The organism is Streptomyces sp. NPDC052042 (assembly GCF_044548345.1).
Taxonomy (GTDB): Bacteria; Actinomycetota; Actinomycetes; order Streptomycetales; family Streptomycetaceae; genus Streptomyces.
Genome location: NZ_JBIUBU010000054.1, coordinates 1 through 18,667 on the forward strand (window position 1 = coordinate 1; position 18,667 = coordinate 18,667).

At 66.1% G+C, this 18,667-nt stretch carries 16 protein-coding genes and 3 pseudogenes; 13 read left to right on the forward strand and 6 right to left on the reverse strand.

The window, feature by feature from the left end; genetic code table 11:
- Window positions 1-388 precede the first annotated feature (388 nt).
- Window positions 389-949 (reverse strand): GNAT family N-acetyltransferase, encoded by a 561-nt coding sequence (locus ACIHCL_RS36135; RefSeq protein WP_399868747.1) that lies wholly within the window; start codon window positions 947-949, stop codon window positions 389-391.
- A gap of 71 nt (window positions 950-1,020) precedes the next feature.
- Between ACIHCL_RS36135 and ACIHCL_RS36140 the strand changes: the two genes are divergently transcribed.
- From ACIHCL_RS36140 to ACIHCL_RS36155, 4 genes are all read left to right on the forward strand, one after another.
- Window positions 1,021-1,317 (forward strand): hypothetical protein, encoded by a 297-nt coding sequence (locus ACIHCL_RS36140; protein WP_399868748.1) that lies wholly within the window; start codon window positions 1,021-1,023, stop codon window positions 1,315-1,317.
- A 245-nt stretch (window positions 1,318-1,562) separates the two neighbouring features.
- A complete protein-coding gene (locus ACIHCL_RS36145) occupies window positions 1,563-1,898 on the forward strand; it encodes a PadR family transcriptional regulator (protein ID WP_399868749.1) in 336 nt (111 codons plus the stop codon).
- Window positions 1,895-2,782: a hypothetical protein gene (locus ACIHCL_RS36150; RefSeq protein WP_399868750.1), complete on the forward strand. Its 888-nt coding sequence runs from the start codon at window positions 1,895-1,897 to the stop codon at window positions 2,780-2,782. The genes ACIHCL_RS36145 and ACIHCL_RS36150 overlap by 4 nt, the downstream gene beginning before the upstream one ends.
- A 267-nt stretch (window positions 2,783-3,049) precedes the next feature.
- Window positions 3,050-4,006, forward strand: a complete 957-nt coding sequence (locus ACIHCL_RS36155; RefSeq protein ID WP_399868751.1) for a DUF4184 family protein — start codon at window positions 3,050-3,052, stop codon at window positions 4,004-4,006.
- Between the two features lie 48 nt (window positions 4,007-4,054).
- On the opposite strand, the gene ACIHCL_RS36160 is transcribed toward ACIHCL_RS36155, so the two are convergent.
- A complete protein-coding gene (locus ACIHCL_RS36160; protein WP_399868753.1) occupies window positions 4,055-5,122 on the reverse strand; it encodes a tyrosine-type recombinase/integrase in 1,068 nt (355 codons plus the stop codon).
- 454 nt (window positions 5,123-5,576) lie between these two features.
- Here ACIHCL_RS36160 and ACIHCL_RS36165 point away from each other — a divergent pair, with 454 nt between their 5' ends.
- Window positions 5,577-6,272, forward strand: coding sequence for a HEAT repeat domain-containing protein (locus ACIHCL_RS36165; protein WP_399868754.1), 696 nt, complete (start codon window positions 5,577-5,579; stop codon window positions 6,270-6,272).
- A 310-nt stretch (window positions 6,273-6,582) separates the two neighbouring features.
- Here the strand turns inward: ACIHCL_RS36165 and ACIHCL_RS36170 are convergent, their stop codons facing one another.
- Together ACIHCL_RS36170 and ACIHCL_RS36175 are read right to left on the reverse strand one after the other, a co-directional pair.
- Window positions 6,583-8,712 (reverse strand): transposase, encoded by a 2,130-nt coding sequence (locus ACIHCL_RS36170; RefSeq protein ID WP_399868755.1) that lies wholly within the window; start codon window positions 8,710-8,712, stop codon window positions 6,583-6,585.
- Window positions 8,652-9,803: a DUF4158 domain-containing protein gene (locus ACIHCL_RS36175; RefSeq protein ID WP_399868757.1), complete on the reverse strand. Its 1,152-nt coding sequence runs from the start codon at window positions 9,801-9,803 to the stop codon at window positions 8,652-8,654. Before ACIHCL_RS36175 ends, ACIHCL_RS36170 begins: the two co-directional genes overlap by 61 nt.
- 388 nt (window positions 9,804-10,191) lie before the next feature.
- On the opposite strand from ACIHCL_RS36175, the gene ACIHCL_RS36180 reads away from it, so the two are divergent.
- From ACIHCL_RS36180 to ACIHCL_RS36210, 7 genes and pseudogenes are all read left to right on the forward strand, one after another.
- Window positions 10,192-10,350, forward strand: a complete 159-nt coding sequence (locus tag ACIHCL_RS36180; protein ID WP_399868759.1) for an IS3 family transposase — start codon at window positions 10,192-10,194, stop codon at window positions 10,348-10,350.
- Between the two features lie 160 nt (window positions 10,351-10,510).
- Window positions 10,511-10,811: pseudogene (locus ACIHCL_RS36185) on the forward strand (DDE-type integrase/transposase/recombinase); the annotation flags it as partial.
- Between the two features lie 778 nt (window positions 10,812-11,589).
- A complete protein-coding gene (locus ACIHCL_RS36190) occupies window positions 11,590-11,931 on the forward strand; it encodes a hypothetical protein (RefSeq protein WP_399868761.1) in 342 nt (113 codons plus the stop codon).
- A gap of 264 nt (window positions 11,932-12,195) precedes the next feature.
- Window positions 12,196-13,175: pseudogene (locus ACIHCL_RS36195) on the forward strand (IS630 family transposase).
- 74 nt (window positions 13,176-13,249) lie between these two features.
- Window positions 13,250-13,606 (forward strand): transposase, encoded by a 357-nt coding sequence (locus tag ACIHCL_RS36200; protein WP_399868763.1) that lies wholly within the window; start codon window positions 13,250-13,252, stop codon window positions 13,604-13,606.
- A gap of 150 nt (window positions 13,607-13,756) precedes the next feature.
- A complete protein-coding gene (locus tag ACIHCL_RS36205; RefSeq protein ID WP_399868765.1) occupies window positions 13,757-14,302 on the forward strand; it encodes a transposase in 546 nt (181 codons plus the stop codon).
- Entirely contained in the window at window positions 14,275-14,664 is a 390-nt protein-coding gene (locus ACIHCL_RS36210; RefSeq protein WP_399868767.1) for a transposase, read from the forward strand. Before ACIHCL_RS36205 ends, ACIHCL_RS36210 begins: the two co-directional genes overlap by 28 nt.
- Here ACIHCL_RS36210 and ACIHCL_RS36215 read toward each other — a convergent pair.
- Window positions 14,630-15,139, reverse strand: coding sequence for a hypothetical protein (locus ACIHCL_RS36215; RefSeq protein ID WP_399868769.1), 510 nt, complete (start codon window positions 15,137-15,139; stop codon window positions 14,630-14,632). The two genes, ACIHCL_RS36210 and ACIHCL_RS36215, sit on opposite strands and share 35 nt — an antisense overlap.
- 66 nt (window positions 15,140-15,205) lie before the next feature.
- Window positions 15,206-15,370 carry a helix-turn-helix domain-containing protein gene (locus tag ACIHCL_RS36220; RefSeq protein ID WP_399868771.1) on the reverse strand — a complete coding sequence of 55 codons (165 nt, stop codon included), beginning with the start codon at window positions 15,368-15,370 and terminating at the stop codon, window positions 15,206-15,208.
- Window positions 15,371-15,881: 511 nt separating this feature from the next.
- Between ACIHCL_RS36220 and ACIHCL_RS36225 the strand changes: the two are divergent.
- Window positions 15,882-18,469: pseudogene (locus ACIHCL_RS36225) on the forward strand (collagenase).
- Window positions 18,470-18,667 lie beyond the last annotated feature (198 nt).

Consider the following 18,667-nt stretch of genomic DNA (forward strand, 5'->3'; position numbering starts at 1 on the left):
TGCTCATCTTCGCCAACGGCAGCACAAACGAACAGAGCACACCCACAGACCCCGCACCCCCACCGGCCATGTCCACGGCCTCAACAGACCACGACCGGGAACAGACATAATCGGGCGGGTGAAGCGGGCAAAAGAGGGTGCCGCAGATTTAGTTGTCTGACTTGTGGCTTTGTTCACCGGTTTCGACAGCAGCTGTTCAGTGCTTCGGGCGGCACCCGCGCACGCCGATGAGAATCTTGCCGCTCCAGGCGGACCCTCCGAGCTACTGGATGCTCCAGCGGTGCGGATGGTCGGGATCGGTGGGGCAAGCGAAGACGTTGAGTTCGCCGGAGCGACCCGCGGTGACCTCGGTGGGGGTTGCGGACCGAAAGGCGGGCAGGCCTCGGTCCTAGCGGCCGGCCGTTGGGTGCCACTCGCGGCGGAGAAGGCCGAAGACCCAGGAGTCGGAGACGTCGCCGTTGACGACGCAGTCCTCGCGGAGGGTGCCTTCGCGGACGAAGCCGAGCTTCTCCAGGACCCGGGCGGACGCCACGTTGCGGGTGTCGGTCTCGGCCTGGACGCGGTTCAGGTCCAGGGTGTCGAACGCCCACCGCAGGACGGCGTGCGCGGTCTCCGTGGCGTAGCCGTGGCCCCACGCGGCGGCGTCGAAGACGTAGCCCAGGGACGCGCTGCGGAAGTCCGGGTTCCAGCTGGTCAGGCCGCACCAGCCGATGAACGCGCCGTCGGAGACACGGTCGACGGCCACCCGCGCTCCCGTGCCTTCCTCCTCGATCGTCCGGCAGGTCGCGATGAAGCGCTGGGCGCGGGCCGGTTCGGTCCACGGCGGGGAGTCCCAGTAACGCAGCACGTGGGCGCTGCTGTGCAGCGCGTAGAGCGGCGCCGCGTCGGCGTCGGTGAACGGCCGCAGTCGCAGGCGGGTGGTGTTCAGCTCGGGGGTGGGCAATGTCATGCGGAGCATCCTGCCGCGTCACGCTCGCCCCCGACCATCCGTTTATCCGGACGGTCGGGGGCGCCTACGTCATGGCGAGCAAACGGCGGCCGTGCTGGCGCACCCTCCGGACGCCGACCAGCCTCGTCCTTTACCGGACCCCGGACGGATGGAGGTATGCCGTCCACTTCACCGAGCCGACCGGCATCGCTGACAGCGCGCTCGCCGGTCCTCCGCCCTCGTCCGAGCCGGACATCGCGCAGGCGGCCCTGGTTCAGAAGGCGGAGGAACTCACCCACCGCCGGCTCGACGTCCTCTGGCACGCACCCGATCAACCGGACTGGTGGACCCGCACGGTCACCGTCGCGGGGCCGCTTCCACCTGCCTGAAGCCGACGCACCGATGCGGTCGGAGCACTGATATGTGGGGCCGATCTGTCAAGGGGCAGCCTTCAGCGGCGTCCGGGACAGAGGTCTCGGGCGCCGCTTGCTGCTGTCGAAACCCGTGAACATTTCGATTTCCTCTCGGGCGGCGGCTGCCTCCCAAACCGGTGTACATCCGCTGCCCGTTCTCGCGGACAGAGCCACGCAGGTGCTGCCCGCCGAAAGTCCCCCGGGCGGAATACTCTGTCGGTATGAGCGAACGAGGAATGCAGGAGCTGGCCCTGCTGCTGCTGACGGCGCTGGCGAATGCCCCTCGGCACGGGTATGCCATCGCCCAGGAGGTCAAGACCATCACCGACGGCCGAGTGGCGCCGCGTACCGGGGCGCTCTACGGGGCGCTGGACAGGCTGCTGGCAGAGGGTTTGATCCAGGTGGAGCGTGAGGAGGTGGTGGGCGGCCGGGCTCGTCGTATCTTCGCTCTCGCTCCCGCCGGGCGGCAGAGGCTGGAGGCCGAGGCGGAGCGGCTGGCCGCGACCGCCCGGGAGGTCAGGCGGCGTCTGGCCGACGGTGCGGCGGCGCCGGCGTGAGCGATCCCCTCGTCCGTCTGTATCCGGCTGCATACCGGGCTGCTTACGGGCAGGAAATCATCGACGTGCACCGGGAGATGACGGCGGACATGCCGTGTCCGGCCCGGCTGCGTGCGGGCGCCGACCTGGCCGCGCACGCCCTGCGGGTTCGGCTGGGGCTCGACTCGGCGTCGCCTGCGGGGCATTTCTTCGCCCTGGCTGCCCCGTTCGCACTGGCGGCTGGTGCGGTGGCCAGCGGGCTGCATCTGACGCGCTGGTACGCCGGGCTTGTTCTCTCGCCGGCCCCGGTATGGGTCCAGCTCTCCGCCATGGATGGTGCGTGGACCCTGTACATGCTGCTCTCGCTGCTGGTGTGCGTCGGCGCGGTCATCGCCTTGACCGGCCGGTGGGGGCCGGGTGTGGGGGTGGCCGTGTGCGGGCTGCTGGGGACGGCCGTGCAGTGGGCTGCCGGCGCACACGTGTCCGACGACGGGGCCATCGCTCCGGTCGTGGCGTTGCTGACCGTCGCCGTCGTCCTCGCCTGCCCTCCGGATCGACGCGGTGACAGGCGACTGTCGGCGGCGGCCGGAGCCATGGCTGCCGCGGGGTGGTTTCCCGTCGTCGTCGTGAATACAGGGGCCTATACAGGGGCCTTCGGTGTGACCACGGACTACGGCGCCTGGCCAATGCTGGTCCTCGCCTTCACGGGGGCCGTCCTCGCCCTCCGCGTGCATTCCTCAGGTCTGCGTGAGATGGGTGCGATGACCGTGGCCTCTCCGCCACTGGTCGCCTACTCCTACGCGACTGTCTGGGGCGATCTCTGGCCCGTCCTCGGCACCCTTCTCCTGCTGCCGGTCGTGGCCGCGCTCACGGCGTTCTTCCACGCGGTGCGCCGCCGACGCTGACCCCGCCTTTACAAGCCGGCCGCCCACCAACGGGCGGCCGGCTTTGCCGTGCCGCCCATGTGTCTTGCCTGACGGCTTCCACGCTGGCGGCACACCGCGCCCCGCGCACGTTGCAATAGTCCGTTGAGATGAATACTCTCTCCAGTGTTCTATCCGGGAGTGCTGTTTAGGCCAGCCGTGCGATCTCGGGTGCCCCGGCGAAAGGGCGCCCGCAGCGCGACGTGCACCCCTGCCCGGTGTCCCTTCCGAGCAGAGAAGATCATCGAGTTGCCGTTCACCTTGTCCCACCCCGCAGCAGTGCTGCCGCTGATGCGTCGGCCCTTCGTTCCGGCGTCTCTGGTCGCGGGTGCCGTGGCACCCGACGGTCCGTACTTCCTGGCCGTCCTCGGCGTGTCCGAGACCAGCCCCCAGGACTGGTACGGGCCGCTCCTCAACGCCACGGCGACCCACTCGCTCAGTGTGGGCCTGGTGGTCAATCTGCCCCTTGCCATCGGTCTGGTCGCCGCCTACCGGATGCTGCGCGCGCCGATCACAGCACTGCTCCCATCCAGCCTCCGCCTTCCGGAACCCGAGCGGATAATCGGCCTGCCGGCCAAGGTCCGCTACACCATGTGGCTACTGGTCTCCGCCCTGATCGGTATCGCCTCCCACCTCGCGTGGGACTCCTTCACCCACGGCGACGGCTTCCTGGTCACCCACGTGCAGCCGCTGCGCGCCTCGGCCCTGGGAGGCTTGGCGGTCGCCCGGCTGCTGCAGTACGCGAGCACCGCCTTCGGCCTGGCGGCCGTCGGCTGGCATCTCTGGCGGCGCCGGGACCGTCTGCGCACCCACGGCGACACCGACACCGTTGCCCGCCTGGGTCCCGTCATACGGTGGAGCGTGGTGACTCTGCTGGTTGCGGCACCCGTGCTGGGCGGCGCCGTCAACACCCGTGATGATTTCAACGCCTACCGCCATGTGACCGAAGTGGACTACAGTCAACCGACTACCGTCGACCTGGGCGACGGCGTGAGCGAGACCACCTATCCCTCCAAGACGGTCCAAGCTCCGTGGGGGACCCTCGCCGAAGGCGTGTTGACCGGGGCCGCCAAGAGAGCGGGCGCTTCGTTCACGGTCATACTGCTGCTGTACTCCGCCACCTGGCGGATCGGCGCTATCTCGCGTCGGCCAGCGACAGTGTCCAGCCCCGCCACTTCGCCGCAACCGACTCAGGACGGGAAGTGACGGCGCTCGGCAGACGGTTTCCGCGCCCTGACCGCCAAGGTGCCTGGTTCAGCCTCGGCGGCGGGCAGCGGGGTCGCGCTGCGCGACGTGCCGGGCGACCGCGTCGACGCCGGGGCGGGCGTACCGCTCCAGGGAGCGGACAGAGGCGTGGCGGGAGCGGGCCAGCAGCATCGGCGTGGATGTACCGTCTTCGGCGTCGTGCGTGAGTGCGCTGTGGCGTAGCCGGTGGAGGGTCCAGCCGTCCAGGTCCTCGATGTCCTCGGGTGAGGCGAGGGGGTTGGCCAGTAGTCTGGTGTTCTCCTCGAAGATCTCCTCGACCCGGCGGTAGGAGAGCCGGGCCCGGCCGGTCTCCGGGCACACGTCGATCGTCGGTGTCCCGGCCGGGGCCTTGCGGTCGGTGAGGAACAGCGGGCCGCGGGCGCGGCGGGCAATGAGTCGCGGCAGCAGTTGGGCCGTGCCGGACTGCCAGTGAATCCACTCCGTGGCCCCGCCCTTGGCGGTGATCTTCCCGCGTTTGTCCTGCGGGTACAGGTCTTCCACGTTCAGGCACAGCACCTCATCGGCCCGCGCTGCCGACTCGTAGAGCATCTTCCACTGCGTTTTCTCACGCAGGGCGACGTCCAGGCGCCACAGGGCGACGATCTGGTTCTCGGCCAGGGCCTTGGTGCGGTCGGGCGGTGCCGGCCGCCGCTCGATCCCGATCGTCGGGTCGCCGTCGATCCAGCCCTGGCGCTGCCACCAGCCGATCGCCTTGCGCGCGATGGACAGCTCCCGGTTGACGGTGTCGGCGTCCATCTCGTCCGCGCGAGCTGACGCCAGTTCGGCCAGTACTTCGGGCAGCGCCGGGTCATCGATCACGGTGACGGGGAAGACGGGCAGCTTCGCGCCTCGGCGGGCGGGTCCGGTCGGCGCGGGTTCGCCGGCAAGCAACCACCCCCACGTCGTCAGGGAGATCCGGTAGATCCGCGTGGAGGACTTCGCGATGCCCGCTCCGGTGAGGTACCGCTCGACCGCCGCGGTGTAAGACGAGGGCGGGGCGGACAGCGGCACGGCCCGGGCGCGCGGCAGGCGGAGCGCGCCCCCGCTTCCGAGTTCGGTCACTGGTTCGATCGTCATGTTCGCCTCACCCTCCCGTTACTGCCGCAGTAAATGCGTACACCTCGCCCGTGGCGGCCGGAGAACCATCCGCAGGTCGCGATGATCACGGTAGGGGATCCGTCGCAGTAAATCCGGCATTTACTGCGGCACCACCCGGCGAACCGTCAGGGTGGCGGAAGTCCCGATAAGCCGCCTCGAAGCGGAACGGCTGCTACCGCCAACCGCTGCACCGCCGACCCCCACGCCCGACCCAGCCCCGAGCATCACCCTGCGCTACATGTCCGTCCGCCGTAGCTATACGAGAACAGGGCCTACAAGACGGGTCCGACCTCGGACTGCAACAAGGTAAAGAAGTACCTTTCACGGAACTGATGGAATAGGCAGTCGCGCCCATGCGCTTGACGTACTTGACAGTTTCGCCCCTGCTGACTGCAGGAGAGTACAACTCATCGGAAACCTAAGGAAGTGCAGCATGGGAGTCGATGACGCCGAGGCAGCGACGGACGACGAGCTGTTCCAGAGAGCGCTGTTCGAGGTCAGCACGGAGGAGACAGACGACGACCGCCTTCCGGCGCTGGAAGCGTTGCAGGACCGGCCGACCTCCCATGTTTTTGAACGCGCGGTTCGTCTGCTGGCACACGAATCGCCGGATGAGCGAGAGCTGGGAGCACGGATTCTGCGCGAGTTGGGCCCCGACGATGGAACGGGTCACCGGCCGTTCACCACGAAGACCATCAAGGCCATCGTGGCGGAGATGCCCGACGAGCCGGACCCTTGGGTTCTGGGTTGGATGATCTCCGCACTGGGTTACCACAATGCCCAGGAGGCCCTCGATCTGGTACTCAGCTACCAGGCGCACACAGCACAGCCCGTCCGGTTCTCGGTAGCTGCCGCGCTTCCTGCGCTGGCCGACCAGGAACACACCGAGGCCAGAGTTGTCGAGGCTCTCCTGACGCTGTCCGAGGACGAGAACGACTCAGTGCGCTGGTATGCCTTGTATGCGCTGTTCAACGAGACGGTCGGAATCACCGACGCGCAAAAGACAGCGTGGGCTAACACTCTGACCGAAAGAGGCAGCACGGAACGACGTGCCGAGCTGCGCAAGATCGCTACAACCCTCGACGACCATGCTGATAGCACCTTGCGAAATGCTCTCGAACAGGCATAGCGCAGAAGCCTGACCAGAAGTCGCGCAAGCCCTCAGGATCATCTCATTGCCCCTTGGGCGCATCTCCCCAGGACCGTCCCGCACTTTGACCTTGACGGCCAACAGGGCTACCACCTGGCGCTGGGGTAGCCGACGGCGGTCGTACACCGATCAGTTCCCGACCGCCGTTACGTTTCCCGGCGCCCTGCACTCGATCGGCGTGCCGTCGGCAGCACGAGCCGTGGTCTCGGAATCGCGGAAGGCGTACGGGATGCGCCCAGGGAAGGCGTGCCCGTTCGGGTAGGTGTGCCAGGTCTGCTTGTCAGCGGGCTCAGGCGGCCTGTCCAAGGACGGCAGTGCTGAGGTCGTGTTCGCGCAGCGGGGTGAAGTCGACGTCGAGTTTCGGGTCGTAGGCGTCGGGCTGGATGCCGAGTTCGTGTGTGCTGTACTCGCCGAACCGGTTGATGTGTTCGGTCAGGTATGGCGAGATATGGGCCAGGTCCTCGGGGTCGATCTCCCACCCTTCCTCCAGCAGCTGACGGACGATCTCCGCGATGTCCAGGGCGTTGTGGAAGATCACCGCGTTCGTGAGCAGCGCGTTGAACTTCATTGCCTTCTCCTGCTCGATGGGGTCGTTGTCGGCGATGACGCCGCGGTTGCCGAAACCGATCCACTGGGAGAATCGGTTGAACGACTCCACCTTGTTGGTTGCCGCGGTCACCCGCCGGCGAAGCAGCGCGTCGGAGAGGTAGCGCAGCAGCTGGACGGTGCGGATGACACGGCCGACCTCGCGGAAGGCGGCGTAGGTGGCGTTCTTCCGCGACCCCGACCGCAGCCGCTTGAGCAGTGTGGAGGAGGAGATGGTGCCCTCGCGTACGGAAACGGCCACCCGCATCAGGTGGCGGAACTGGGACTCGATCAGGTCGAAGTCGATTGTGTTCTTGCCCGGCTCGCCGAAGAAGGCGTCGATGTGCACGTACTCGGTCTGCTTGGAGGGCTGGTAGAAGGTCAGTTCCTTCCAGTTCCTGATCCTGGGCATCAAGTCGAAGCCCAGCAGGTGGGCGAGCGCAAAGACCGGGAAGCTCTGGCCTTGGGTATCGGCGTGCACGGTGGTCGGCTGCACCTCGCTGGTGTTCTTCAGCAGGCCCTCGATGATGTAGACGGCCTCCCACACACCGCACGGGATGAAGTGCGTGAACAGCGCGATGTACGTGTCCGAGACGTGGTGGTAGGCGATCCCGCCCGGCTTGCCGTACCTGACGGAAGTCTCGGAGAGCAGGTTGTCGAGATAGGTGTCCATGTGGGTGCCGTCCGCCGCCACCGCGGTCCCGTCACCCCACGCCTGCGCGATGTCCAGGCGGGCGTGCGCGTTCACCAGGTCGGCGACTGCCTCGTTCAGCAGCACGATCGAGAAATGTTTGTTGGCGACGTACGAAAGCTCGTGCCCGCTCACGCCGGGGATGTGCCGGGCGCCCTCGTATGGGCCCATGTTGGTGCCCTTGACGAAGGTGACGATCACGTACCGGCCCAGGGGATCGGTGAGCTTGGGCTCGTTCCCCGACGGCGGGCCGAAGCGGCGCCACCACTCCACCCAGTACGCGGTCCGGGCCACGATCCCCATCAGGGAACGCTTCGGCATCCTCGCCTTGATCTCCTGCTCCAGCCGCTTCGCCGACGGCCGCTGACCGTCAGCCCTAAACGCCTTCAGCGACGGGATGCCCGTCTCCGGATCGATGACCAGACCCTCGTTCTCCGGATACCTGGCATCCGCCGCGGCGGCGGCGCCGCGCAGTTCGTCCTCCAGCTGCCGACGAAAGAACTTCGCGTCGAACGTGGCACTCTCGCCCGGCTCGGCGAGGCCGACCTCCACCAGGTAGGACCCCAGCATCTCCTGGACGATCTCCCAGGCCAGCAGCTGCTCGGACCAGTCGGCGTACTCCTCCGAGCCGACCACCGCGACGTCGCCGGTGCGCAGTTCCTCGGCGAGCGCGTTGAAGGCCATCGCCTCGAAGTGCTTGCGGACGAACTGCCCGGTCCGGTTCTTGTCGAGAACGGCCTTGCGCCAGTTCTGGGTGGCGAAGGAGATGTCGACCTCCTTGCCTTCCTCGTTGAAGGCGGTGATGTACTCGCCGCGGGCCGCCTGGTGCCGCTGGGCGTGCGCGAGGGCGTCCAGCACCCGGCTGTCCTCGCTGGTCGCGGTGAACTTCAGCTTGTCGTTGTCGGCCAGGTCGAACATCACCGCCCGGTCCCGGCCGATCTGGCCGTACAGCAGCACTTCCCAGAAGTTGCCGTGGTGGGCGGAGACCTTCTCGTTCTGCTCGTACTGCTTCGCGAACCCTCCGAAGCCGTCCACCGCGCGGGTGACCGCGCCGAACCCGCCGGCCTGCACCACCTGGGCCTTCACCAGGGCGAGGACCGCCGGGGAGACCCTTCCCTCCAGCCGCGTCGCGACCTCGTCCACCGACGCTCTTCGTCCAGGCCATCCAGGGCCTGGCGAACTTCGGCGGTCATGGTCGCGGCCCTCGTGAGCGCCTCCTGGGCCGGGCCGTCCTCGTCGATGTGCTTGAGCACCGTGCGGTAGTTCCCGATCAGGGACTCGACGATCTCCCGCTCGGCGAGCCGGATCTCCTCCAGCTCCGCTTTGGCCTTCTTGATCTCCGTCGCCACACGCTTGCAGAACATCGTCGCCAGGTCGTCCCGCACCCGCATCCTCGCCTTGTGCGTCAGAGCGGCGACCAGCGCGATGCGCTTGACGGGAACGAAGTCCCGCAGCTCCGAGGCGTCCGCCGCGTCCGCCTCTCCAGCGAAGTCGGTGACCTTCCCCGCGGCGACTCCGTCCATCCACACATCGGTGTCGCCGAGCTCGTCCAGCCATTCCAGACGCCTGGTCAGGTGTTTGAAATGCGACCAGGTCGGGCCCTTGGCGGACTTCTTCAGCCGGTTGAACAGCGTCGTCCCGTCGCTGTCACGGTCTTCCAGCAGCCGCATGAGCCCCGCCCGCTGAGCAGCGCTCATGCGGTCGTGGATACCCGCGCAGATCGAGGCGTTGACCTCGGTGCGGATTTTCGAGGCCATCTTGTCGAAGGTCGAGAACCCGGGCAGCTCCAGCCCGGCCTCCACCACCTTCTCCAGCGCGATGTTGATCAGATCCGCCGGGCGGTTCTTCGCCGCAGCCTCCTTGCGGACCGACTGCTCGACGATTTCCCGGGCCTTGGCCTGGTCGTATGTCACGCCGACCTGCTTGCGGACCAGGCCCCGGTGGTGCTTGGCGGTCCGCTCCGCCCGGTACACCGGCAGCGTGCCCTCCGGCAGCTCCACCGCCCGCCGCACGAAGTCCACCACCATCTCCGGGACGTCCTCAAGCGCGGGGAAACACCCCATACGCCGGTACGACTTCAGCATCAGCAGCAGCGCCAGCAGATGCTCATCGCAGTCCGTGGCATCGGCCGCCCACTCCAGCTCATCGCGGCTCGGGGAGAAGAACAGATGCAGCTCATGCGCGGTGATCAGCCGCTTGAACCGCGGATACGCGGTCCGTTCAATCGATGTCACAACCCACCCCAGGCCCCAGACGACGCTCAACACCACCACCAACGACACTGCGCCGAATGGGTGACGGGCGACGAGCACTCAGGGCTTCAAGATCATCCCGTTGCCCCTTTGCCGCGTATCTCGGTCACACCCCTTCTGAACTCCTCGTCCAGGAACAGCGGACCGAGACTGTCCCGGATCCTCATCGCCAGACACCCCTTGGGGAACGCTGCCCGGGCGACATCCCGTGTCACCACGGGAACCTCCACCTCCGAACTCGACCGCATCGACACAACGCCACCCCCGATTTCCGCGGCCAGACACCCAGTTCACGCCCTCGAAACCGCCTGCACCACACACTCGCGAACCGGAATGCCACGCGACAGGCGATCACGGCAGCTTCACTCAATTGGGCAACAGGGTCATCGACGGCTTCTACAACAGTCGGCGTATCCAAAGACGCCTCGGCTACCTCAGCCCCGTCGAGTTCGAAGAGAAGCACTACGCCGAGCAGGCAGCGACCGAACGGGCGAACCTGAAACCCCATCAACCCGCTCTGGCCAGCTGATCAGCCCCTCCCGAGCACGGGGGAACCTCAGCACCGCGGCCACGACCTGCTCGGCCTTCTCCAGGTGGGAGAAGGCCTCGTAATCCGTTACCGGGCGAAGGGCGCCACGTTTCGAGTCGACGACGAGAACGGCTCCAGTCGCCTGGTCCCAGTCTTCTACTGGACTGCGGACAGCACCTACGTGCCCACCCGCGAGGGCTGGCTGCACCTCGCCATCGTCCTCGACCTGTTCTCCCGCCGCATCGTCGGCTGGGCGATGACCGACCACATGAGAACCGAACTGGTTACCGATGCCCTTACCATGGCGATCGCCGCTCGCAGGCCCCGCCCCGGCCTCGTACACCACAGCGACAAGGGCCGCCCATACACCAGCCTGACGTTCGGTCAGCGATGCGATGAGGCGGCCTTCCAGCGGCCGCACCGGCTCGTGCCTCGACAACGCTGTCACCGAGAGCTTCTTCGCATTCCGCGAACGACCAGCTCAGTCCGGCCGAGTTCGAACGTCGTCAGAGTGCTCTACGCAGTCGCATAGCACGCAAGCCCATCGGTGTCTGTCACACCGGGGCAACTTCATACTCCGGCGTACGCCAGTCGGGCCGCCTGCATGCCCGCGAGCGCCATAGTCCGCAACAACACTGCCGACTCCGTTGCAGACCATCACGAAAGATCGATTTTAAGCCATCATTTTGATATGACTTCAAAATTCCACCAAAACAACATATATTCATTCGCGACCAGATCGACAGAAAGTAGCCATTCCGTTTCACCTACGGGGATTGAGCAGATAAAATGAATCTCGCGCGCCGCTTTCTCAGCATCGGTGCCACATTGGCTGTGGTCTCCACATCCATCATGGTCGCATCAGTCAGTCCAGCCGCTGCAGCAGACCCATGTGCCGGGAAGTCAACGAATCATATACTGAAGAACTTCACGCGAGGGCTCGTCAACGTTCCACTTCGCTGCGGGACGTCGACGTGGGGGTACCGCCACCTGGCCCCGAAGCACGGATACGACAGCTCCATGATCGCGAGCACAGTCTCCCGCGGGAAGCAAAGCTTCGGATTCTACTACCAGAACCTCTCCCAATGCCCCCCATGGCGTTCAAAGTCGTTTTCAACAACGGTCCGATCGGCGGGAGCGGCGTAAGCCCTCAAGGCGTCATCACCGCGTACTACCAGCCTGGGCATATCACATCTGTGGCCCCTAGTAGGGCTGCAGCAGCCTGCTAGAGTGGAAAATATGGACGAGGAGCAAGGTCCGGCGACCCTCAATGCAATGCTTTCAGAGGGCTTTAGCGAACCAGGGAGTCCTGTATTCAGGATAGCTCAGGCAGTCGTAAAGCCTGAAGGGGACGGAATTCGCCTTGTCGCAACAGTTGATGTTACCTCCAGCAGCATGCGCGATGAGCAATGGATCATCACCCTGGATTTCCCCGCAGAAGACTCCGCTGCGGCTGCGCCCGATGCATCGCCGAGTGAACACTCTTGGTTCACTTTGATGGTGAGATCGAACATCCTTGAGTGGTGGCATACGAGGAAGACTGATCCCAACATCTCAATAGCTCCTCTGCGCACAAAGTAGCTACAGTGAAGCCACCCACTGCGCCTGGCAGGCTTTTAACGTAATGGGCCTGAGTGGGATGAGCTTCGCTCTCTAAGAGCTCGTAACACGATCATAATCGTGTTACGAGCTCTTATCGTCCCCCGCCGCTACAGCCCCCAGCCACTCCGCGAGCGGACAACGTATTGATCCGAAACGCTTTGGGTTCACGCTCGTTGATGGTGTGTGAGTGATCTGTTGGGGGATGCGCGGACCTGGTCGCCGGACGCGCAGGAGGCTGTGCGGTTGCTTGCGGTGTCCGCGCTGGTGGACGGGCGGGACCGTGTAGAGGTCGCGGCCCTGTTCAAGGTGTCGGGTCAGGGCAGTGGACAACTGGTGGGCGAGGTGGCGGACCGGTGGCCGGGACGCGCTGTTGTCCCGTCGGCGCGGCCGCCGGGTGGGCGAGCATCAGGTTCTGTCCGGGGCCGAGCAGGCCGCAATCTGGCAGGCCGTCCTCGATCACACCCCCTCCGGCCTGGGACTTTCCGGTCAGCTGTGGACACGGGCCCTGGTGGGCGAGCTGATCTTCAAGCTGTACCGGATCCGGTTCACCGAACCCGGGGTCGGCAAGTACCTCAAGCGATGGGGGCTGACGTTCCAGCGTCTGGACAAGCGGGCCGTCGAGCAGGACGCGGAAGCGGTCCGCGTCTGGCACGAGGAGACCTGGCCGGCGATTCGGCCAAAGCGAGAGCTGAGAGGGGTGAAGCCCTCTTCGCCGATCAGGTCGGGGTCCGCTCGGACCAGGTAACCGGCCGCACCTGGGGTGCCAAAGGCGCGACGCCGGTCGTCCGCCGCACCGGGAACCGGTTCTCCGTGAACGCGATGTCCGCGATCAGCACGAAGGGCCGGATGCACTTCACGGTCTTCACCGAGACCTTCGACGCGAAGGTCATGTGCTGTTTCCTGGACCGGCTCGTCGGGCATTTCGACCGCAAGGTCCACCTGATCGTCGACCGGCCCACCGCTCGAAGACCGTCCGGACCTGGCTCGCCGAGCACGAGGACCAGGTCGAGCTGCGCTTCCTGCCGTCGTACTCACCCGAGCTGAACCCCGACGAGCTGGTCAACGCCGACCTCAAACGCAGCCTGCCCCACACCCACCGGGCCCGGGACCAGGCCGAACTCGCCGCTGAAACCCGCCGGTTCTTCCACCGCCGCCAACGCCAACCCCACATCGTGCGCGGATACCTCGGCGGCCCACACGTCCGCTACATCCTCAACGAGTGAACGGGGCCTCCCCCTGAGTGGTGGACACGCTGATACTGGATCTGCTTGATCCAGAGGAAGCGAGAACACCGCCGATGGCGATGAAGGACTACTCGGACGAGTTCAGGGCCGATGCCGTGGCCCTGTACGAGTCCACGCCCGGGGCGACCTACAAGAGCATCGCCGCTGACCTGGGCATTAACAGGGCGACGCTGCGTGAGTGGGTGCTGCGGGACCGGGAGCGTCGCGGCGTCGCCGCCGCGGCCGCCAGGTCAGGTGGGGCTGCACCGGCCCGGGCAGGACAGCGGGCACCGTCCGCCGACCGGGACGAGCGGATCCGGCAGCTGGAGGCCCGGGTGGCCGAGCTTGAGGCGAGCGAGCGGAAGCTGGCCACCGAGCGGGACATCCTGCGCAAGGCGGCCAACTATTTCGCCGGCGAGACGAATTGGTGAGGAGCCGTAAGAAGCTGTTGTCGTACCGAGAGGTTCGGTTGCGGATCGAACGTGGTTTCCCGGTCGGGTGATCGGCTCGTGGCCGAGGAAAAGCAGGGCCTCCCGCACAGCTCATGGGTGTTGAAGTCCATTCGAGCGTCAGGAGGCCCTGTGACTCAGTCTTCCGTGCCGGTGTCCGCGGAGTCCAACCTGGATACCCCGTCGTGTGACTGTCTCGCCCATGCGTACGGGAACGCGGCCGACCATGGTGAGCGGACGCGTCACTACCCCTCGGGCATGACGGACCAGGAGTGGGCCGAGGTCCGTGCCGCGATGCCGGTGCCCGGATGGCTGGAGGGCCATGGCGGGCAACCGGAAAGTTACTGCCACCGGCAGATGGTCGACGCGATCCGCTTCCTCGTCGACAACGGAATCAAGTGGCGGGCGATGCCTGTGGATTTCCCCGTCTGGGACCGGGTCTACGCGTTCTTCCGTCGCTGGCGGGACAAGGGCCTGGTCAAAGAGTTCCACGACCGGCTGCATGGGAAGGCCCGCGAGGCGGCCGGCCGGGATACGGAGCCGACCGCGGGCATCATCGACGCTCAGTCGGTCAAGGCCGCCGCGTCCGTGCCCGCGTCCTCCCGCGGCTTCGACGGCGGGAAGAAGATCAATGGCCGTAGCGGCACATCGTGGTCGACACGACGGGGCTGCTGCTGACGGTCATGGTCACCGCGGCGAACGTGACCGACCGGGAGGCGGGCCAGGTTCTGCTGGCCCGGCTGGCCGAGCGGTTCTTCCTGCTGCGACTGGTCTGGGCCGACGGCGGCTACACCGGGCCCCTGGTCGACTTCGCCGCGAAGGCGCTTCATCTCGCGCTGACTGTGGTCAAACGCAGTGCGGACGTTTCGGGCTTTGTGGTGCTGCCCCGCAGGTGGGTGGTGGAACGGACATTCGGGTGGCTGATGCGATCACGCCGCCTGACACGCGACTACGAGAGGCGGACCGACACGTCCGAGGCAATGGTGCTGTGGTCGATGACCATGGTTATGAGCCGCCGCCTTGCGAAGCGGCGACACTGAAGGAGCCCGGGGTGTTCTCAACGAGCCAGCCACGAGCTGCCAGGCGCTTCGCCTTGGACCGCACCCCTTCGATCTTCGCCGGGACCAACTCGAGGTCCAACGCATCAGCAAGTTGCCGACAGATCGCGGGCCCTTCGCCGGACCGCTCACGGTCGGCCAGGACGTGCATGATCCGCTGGTAGTCCGGCGACAGCACCATCACGTCAAGCCCTTCCCGCCGCACCGGGACCGTCGAACGGGACACCGCCCCGCGCGTCGCCGGTTCCGGCTCAATCGGCCGGGCATACCCGGAAACTTGCACGTCCTTGGGCTCGCCGGACTCGGACAGCACCTGGCTCACTGTCTCCTTCGCGATCACAAGGCGATTCTGCGCGGCTTCGGCCTCCTCCAGTTCGGCAACGAGCCGGTCCAACTCGTCCCGCAGCGACTCCACCCGCTGCCGGGCAGCGACCTCCCGCTCCTCCAGCAATCCCATCACAGACGGCATTCGGCACCTCCACCGAAGAGAAGACACAACGTGTCATCTCTACAGCACGGAAGGTCATGTCCGCCGCCATCGCTGCACCGAGCGGACACTGACCCGCAGGTCTTTCGCGATCACCGAACTCGCCTCACCCCCGGCGAACCTCTCGGCCGCCTGAAGCCGCAACCCCTCGCGAAACTCCTGACGCTCGGCGGTCAGCCCGCCCCCTTGTGGATACCGCATGCACCGGTGATACCGCAGCGAACGACCAGCCGTCACCCCCTACGACACCACGAGTTCAACCTCAGTAATTGCTCTGGACGAAACAGGCTCACGTTCTTGTGCGGCCGGAGCATAGCCTGGTTATGCGTACACGCTGTCCATCGCGGGGCTCAGTGACGCTTTTCACCTCAAGTCTTATGCCTGCTCCGGCGGAACTGTTATGCCCCTGCCGTTTTGGAGGGTGGAGCCGGATCGGCAAGGCTTACCCGCCCTCCCACCAGGCCCTTCTTGCTCTACACCGGCTCAGCGCAGGCGCTACTACACACCAGTTGGCAACCTCGCGTTCCCTCAAGTGCCTTCCCTGTGCCATGTCACCTGTGCAATGGTCCAGCTCGCAGGGCGTGGCCATGCCAAGCCGGGCGGCCCTTCTGTATCCCGTCACGTCGTCCGCATGGTCTTCCCGCTGTCCACGCCCTCTCCCCCACCCCATCGGTCACGTTCTGCGCGGCCGGATTCCCTCATGGGAGGCGTAGTGAGAAAGTCGCTTGTCCGACGAAGTCTGGGCGCGGCGCTGCCGCTGACTCTGACCCTCGCCATGGGCATCGGCCTGCTGAATCAGCCGGCCGGAGCAACCGAGAACGTTGAGCTGGCAGCACGATCACGGCGGAAGCCCCGGACCGGGCTGAACCCGCGCCCATCGGGCAGCACACCACAGCGGAGACCGAACATGTCGCGAAGGGACGCCTGAAGGCATCCCAGCTGCCGCCCCTGGCCGCGAGCAAGGACGCTCTCAAGGAGGAGTACGGCAAGGACGCCAAACCGCCTGTGCCCTCCTTGAAGTCGGCGGAGAAGGCGTTCGGAAAGACGGCCGGAGAGAAGAGCGCTGCTGCGTGCAGTGCCTCCGACTTCACGAGCCGCACTGGCAGCGCGCTGGTCCAGCAGATCAAGGCGTCCACGCTCGACTGCATCAACACGCTGTTCAACCTGACCGGGAACGACGCCTACTACGCCTTCCGTGAGGCGCAGATGAGCACCGTCGCCTACGCCCTGCGTGACGGTTCGGCCTCCTATCCCGGCAACTCCAGCACCGGTATGTCGCAGCTCGTGCTCTACCTGCGCGCCGGCTACTACGTCCACTACTACAACGCCAGCACGGTCGGCTCCTACGGCAGCGGCCTGCAGACCGCCATCCGCGCGGGACTCGATGCCTTCTTCGCCAGCGCTCACTCCCGTGACGTCACGGACGCCAATGGCGAGACGCTCTCCGAGGCCGTCACGCTGATCGACAGCGCCGAGGAGAACGCCCGCTACATCTACGTCGTCAAGCGGATGCTGGCGGACTACAACTCCTCCTGGAACACCTCCTGGGGGATGCTCAACGCGGTCAACAACGTCTACACCGTGACCTTCCGCGGCCACCAGGTGCCCGCGTTCGTGACCGCGGTCCAGTCCGACCCCAGCCTGGTCGACGCGCTCTACAGCTTCGCCTCCGGCCACGTAGCATTGCTGGGGACGGATCAGTCCTATCTGACGTCCAACGCCGGGCGAGAGCTCGGCAGGTTTCTGCAGTACTCCGCACTGCAGTCGAAGGTCCGCCCTATGGCCAACGGTCTGCTGAACGCCAGCTCGATCAAGGGCACTACCGCACCGCTCTGGGTCGGCGTGGCCGAGATGACCGACTACTACGACAAGGCCAACTGCTCTTACTACGGCACCTGCAACCTGCAGTCGCAGCTGGCTAACTCGGTGCTGACCGTGACCTACCCCTGCAGCTCCAGCATCACCATCAAGGCCCAGCAGATGACCACGAGCGAGCTGTCGTCGAGCTGCTCCAGCCTGCGCAGCCAGGACGCGTACTTCCACAGCATCGTCCGTGACAACGGCCCGGTCGCCAACGACAACAACAGCACCATCGAGGTCGTGGTCTTCGACTCCAGCACCGACTACCAGACCTACGCCGGTGCCATGTACGGGATCGACACCAACAACGGCGGCATGTACCTGGAAGGAGACCCGGCAGCGGCCGGCAACCAGCCCCGGTTCATCGCCTACGAGGCCGAGTGGGTGCGCCCGACCTTCCAGATCTGGAATCTCAACCACGAGTAGACGCACTACCTCGACGGCCGCTTCGACATGTACGGCGACTTCAACGCCAACCTCACCACCCCGACCACCTGGTGGATCGAAGGCTTCGCGGAATACGTCTCCTACTCCTACTGCGGTGTCCCCTACGCCGAGGCGATGACGGAGGCGGGCCGTCGCACCTACGCCCTGAGCACCCTCTTCGACACCATCTACAGCAACGACACCACACGCATATACCGCTGGGGCTACCTCGCCTCCCCGTACATGCTCGAAAACCACCGCACAGACATGGACACGGTCCTCGGCTACTACCGTTCCGGCAACTGGAACGCCGCCCGCACCTACCTGACCAGCACCATCGGCGCTCGCTACAACAACGACTGGTACACCTGGCTGGCGGGCTGCGCGGCCGGCAACTGTGGCGGGGGCACCAACCCGCCCGGCAACCAGGCACCCACCGCCGCGTTCACCACGTCCGTCCAGGGCCTGAACGCCACCTTCACCGACCAGTCCACGGACGCCGACGGCACCGTCGCCTCCAGGTCCTGGAACTTCGGCGACGGCACCACCTCCACCGCTACCAACCCCAGCAAGACCTACAGCTCCGCCGGAACTTACACGGTGAAGCTGACGGTCACCGACGACAAGGGCGCCACCGCCACTGCCACAAAGACCGTCACCGTCGACAACGGCGGAGGCACCGGCACCGAGTGCACCGGTACCGATGCCAGGGAGCTGGGCCAGAACTGCCAGCGCAGCAACCAGTCCGCCACCACCGGCAACTACGCCTACCTCTACCTCTACATCCCGGCTGGCACCACCCAGCTGAAAATCACTAGCGCCGGCGGCACGGGCAACGCAGACCTGTACTACAGCAACAGCGGCTGGCCCGGCTCCACCAGCTACACACAGGGTTCCACGGGAGCCGGCAACAGCCACACCCTGACCATCACCAACCCGCCGGCCGGTGCGAACTACATCAGCCTGTACGCCGTGAACAGCTTCAGCGGCGTCACCGTCACCACCAATTACTGACACACGGGCACCACGGAGAACCACAACTCTACTACAGCCCGGGACGGCTCCCCCTGTCCCGGGCGATCCCCCGGGGCGGTGGTACGGAGGTGTACCTCCGACATGAACCGCCCCGGGTTCGGTAGAGATCTCAGATTGTGGTTGTGACCTGGGGTTTTGTCAGTTCCGTGTAGTAGTTGGTCTCGTACTCGACGGGTG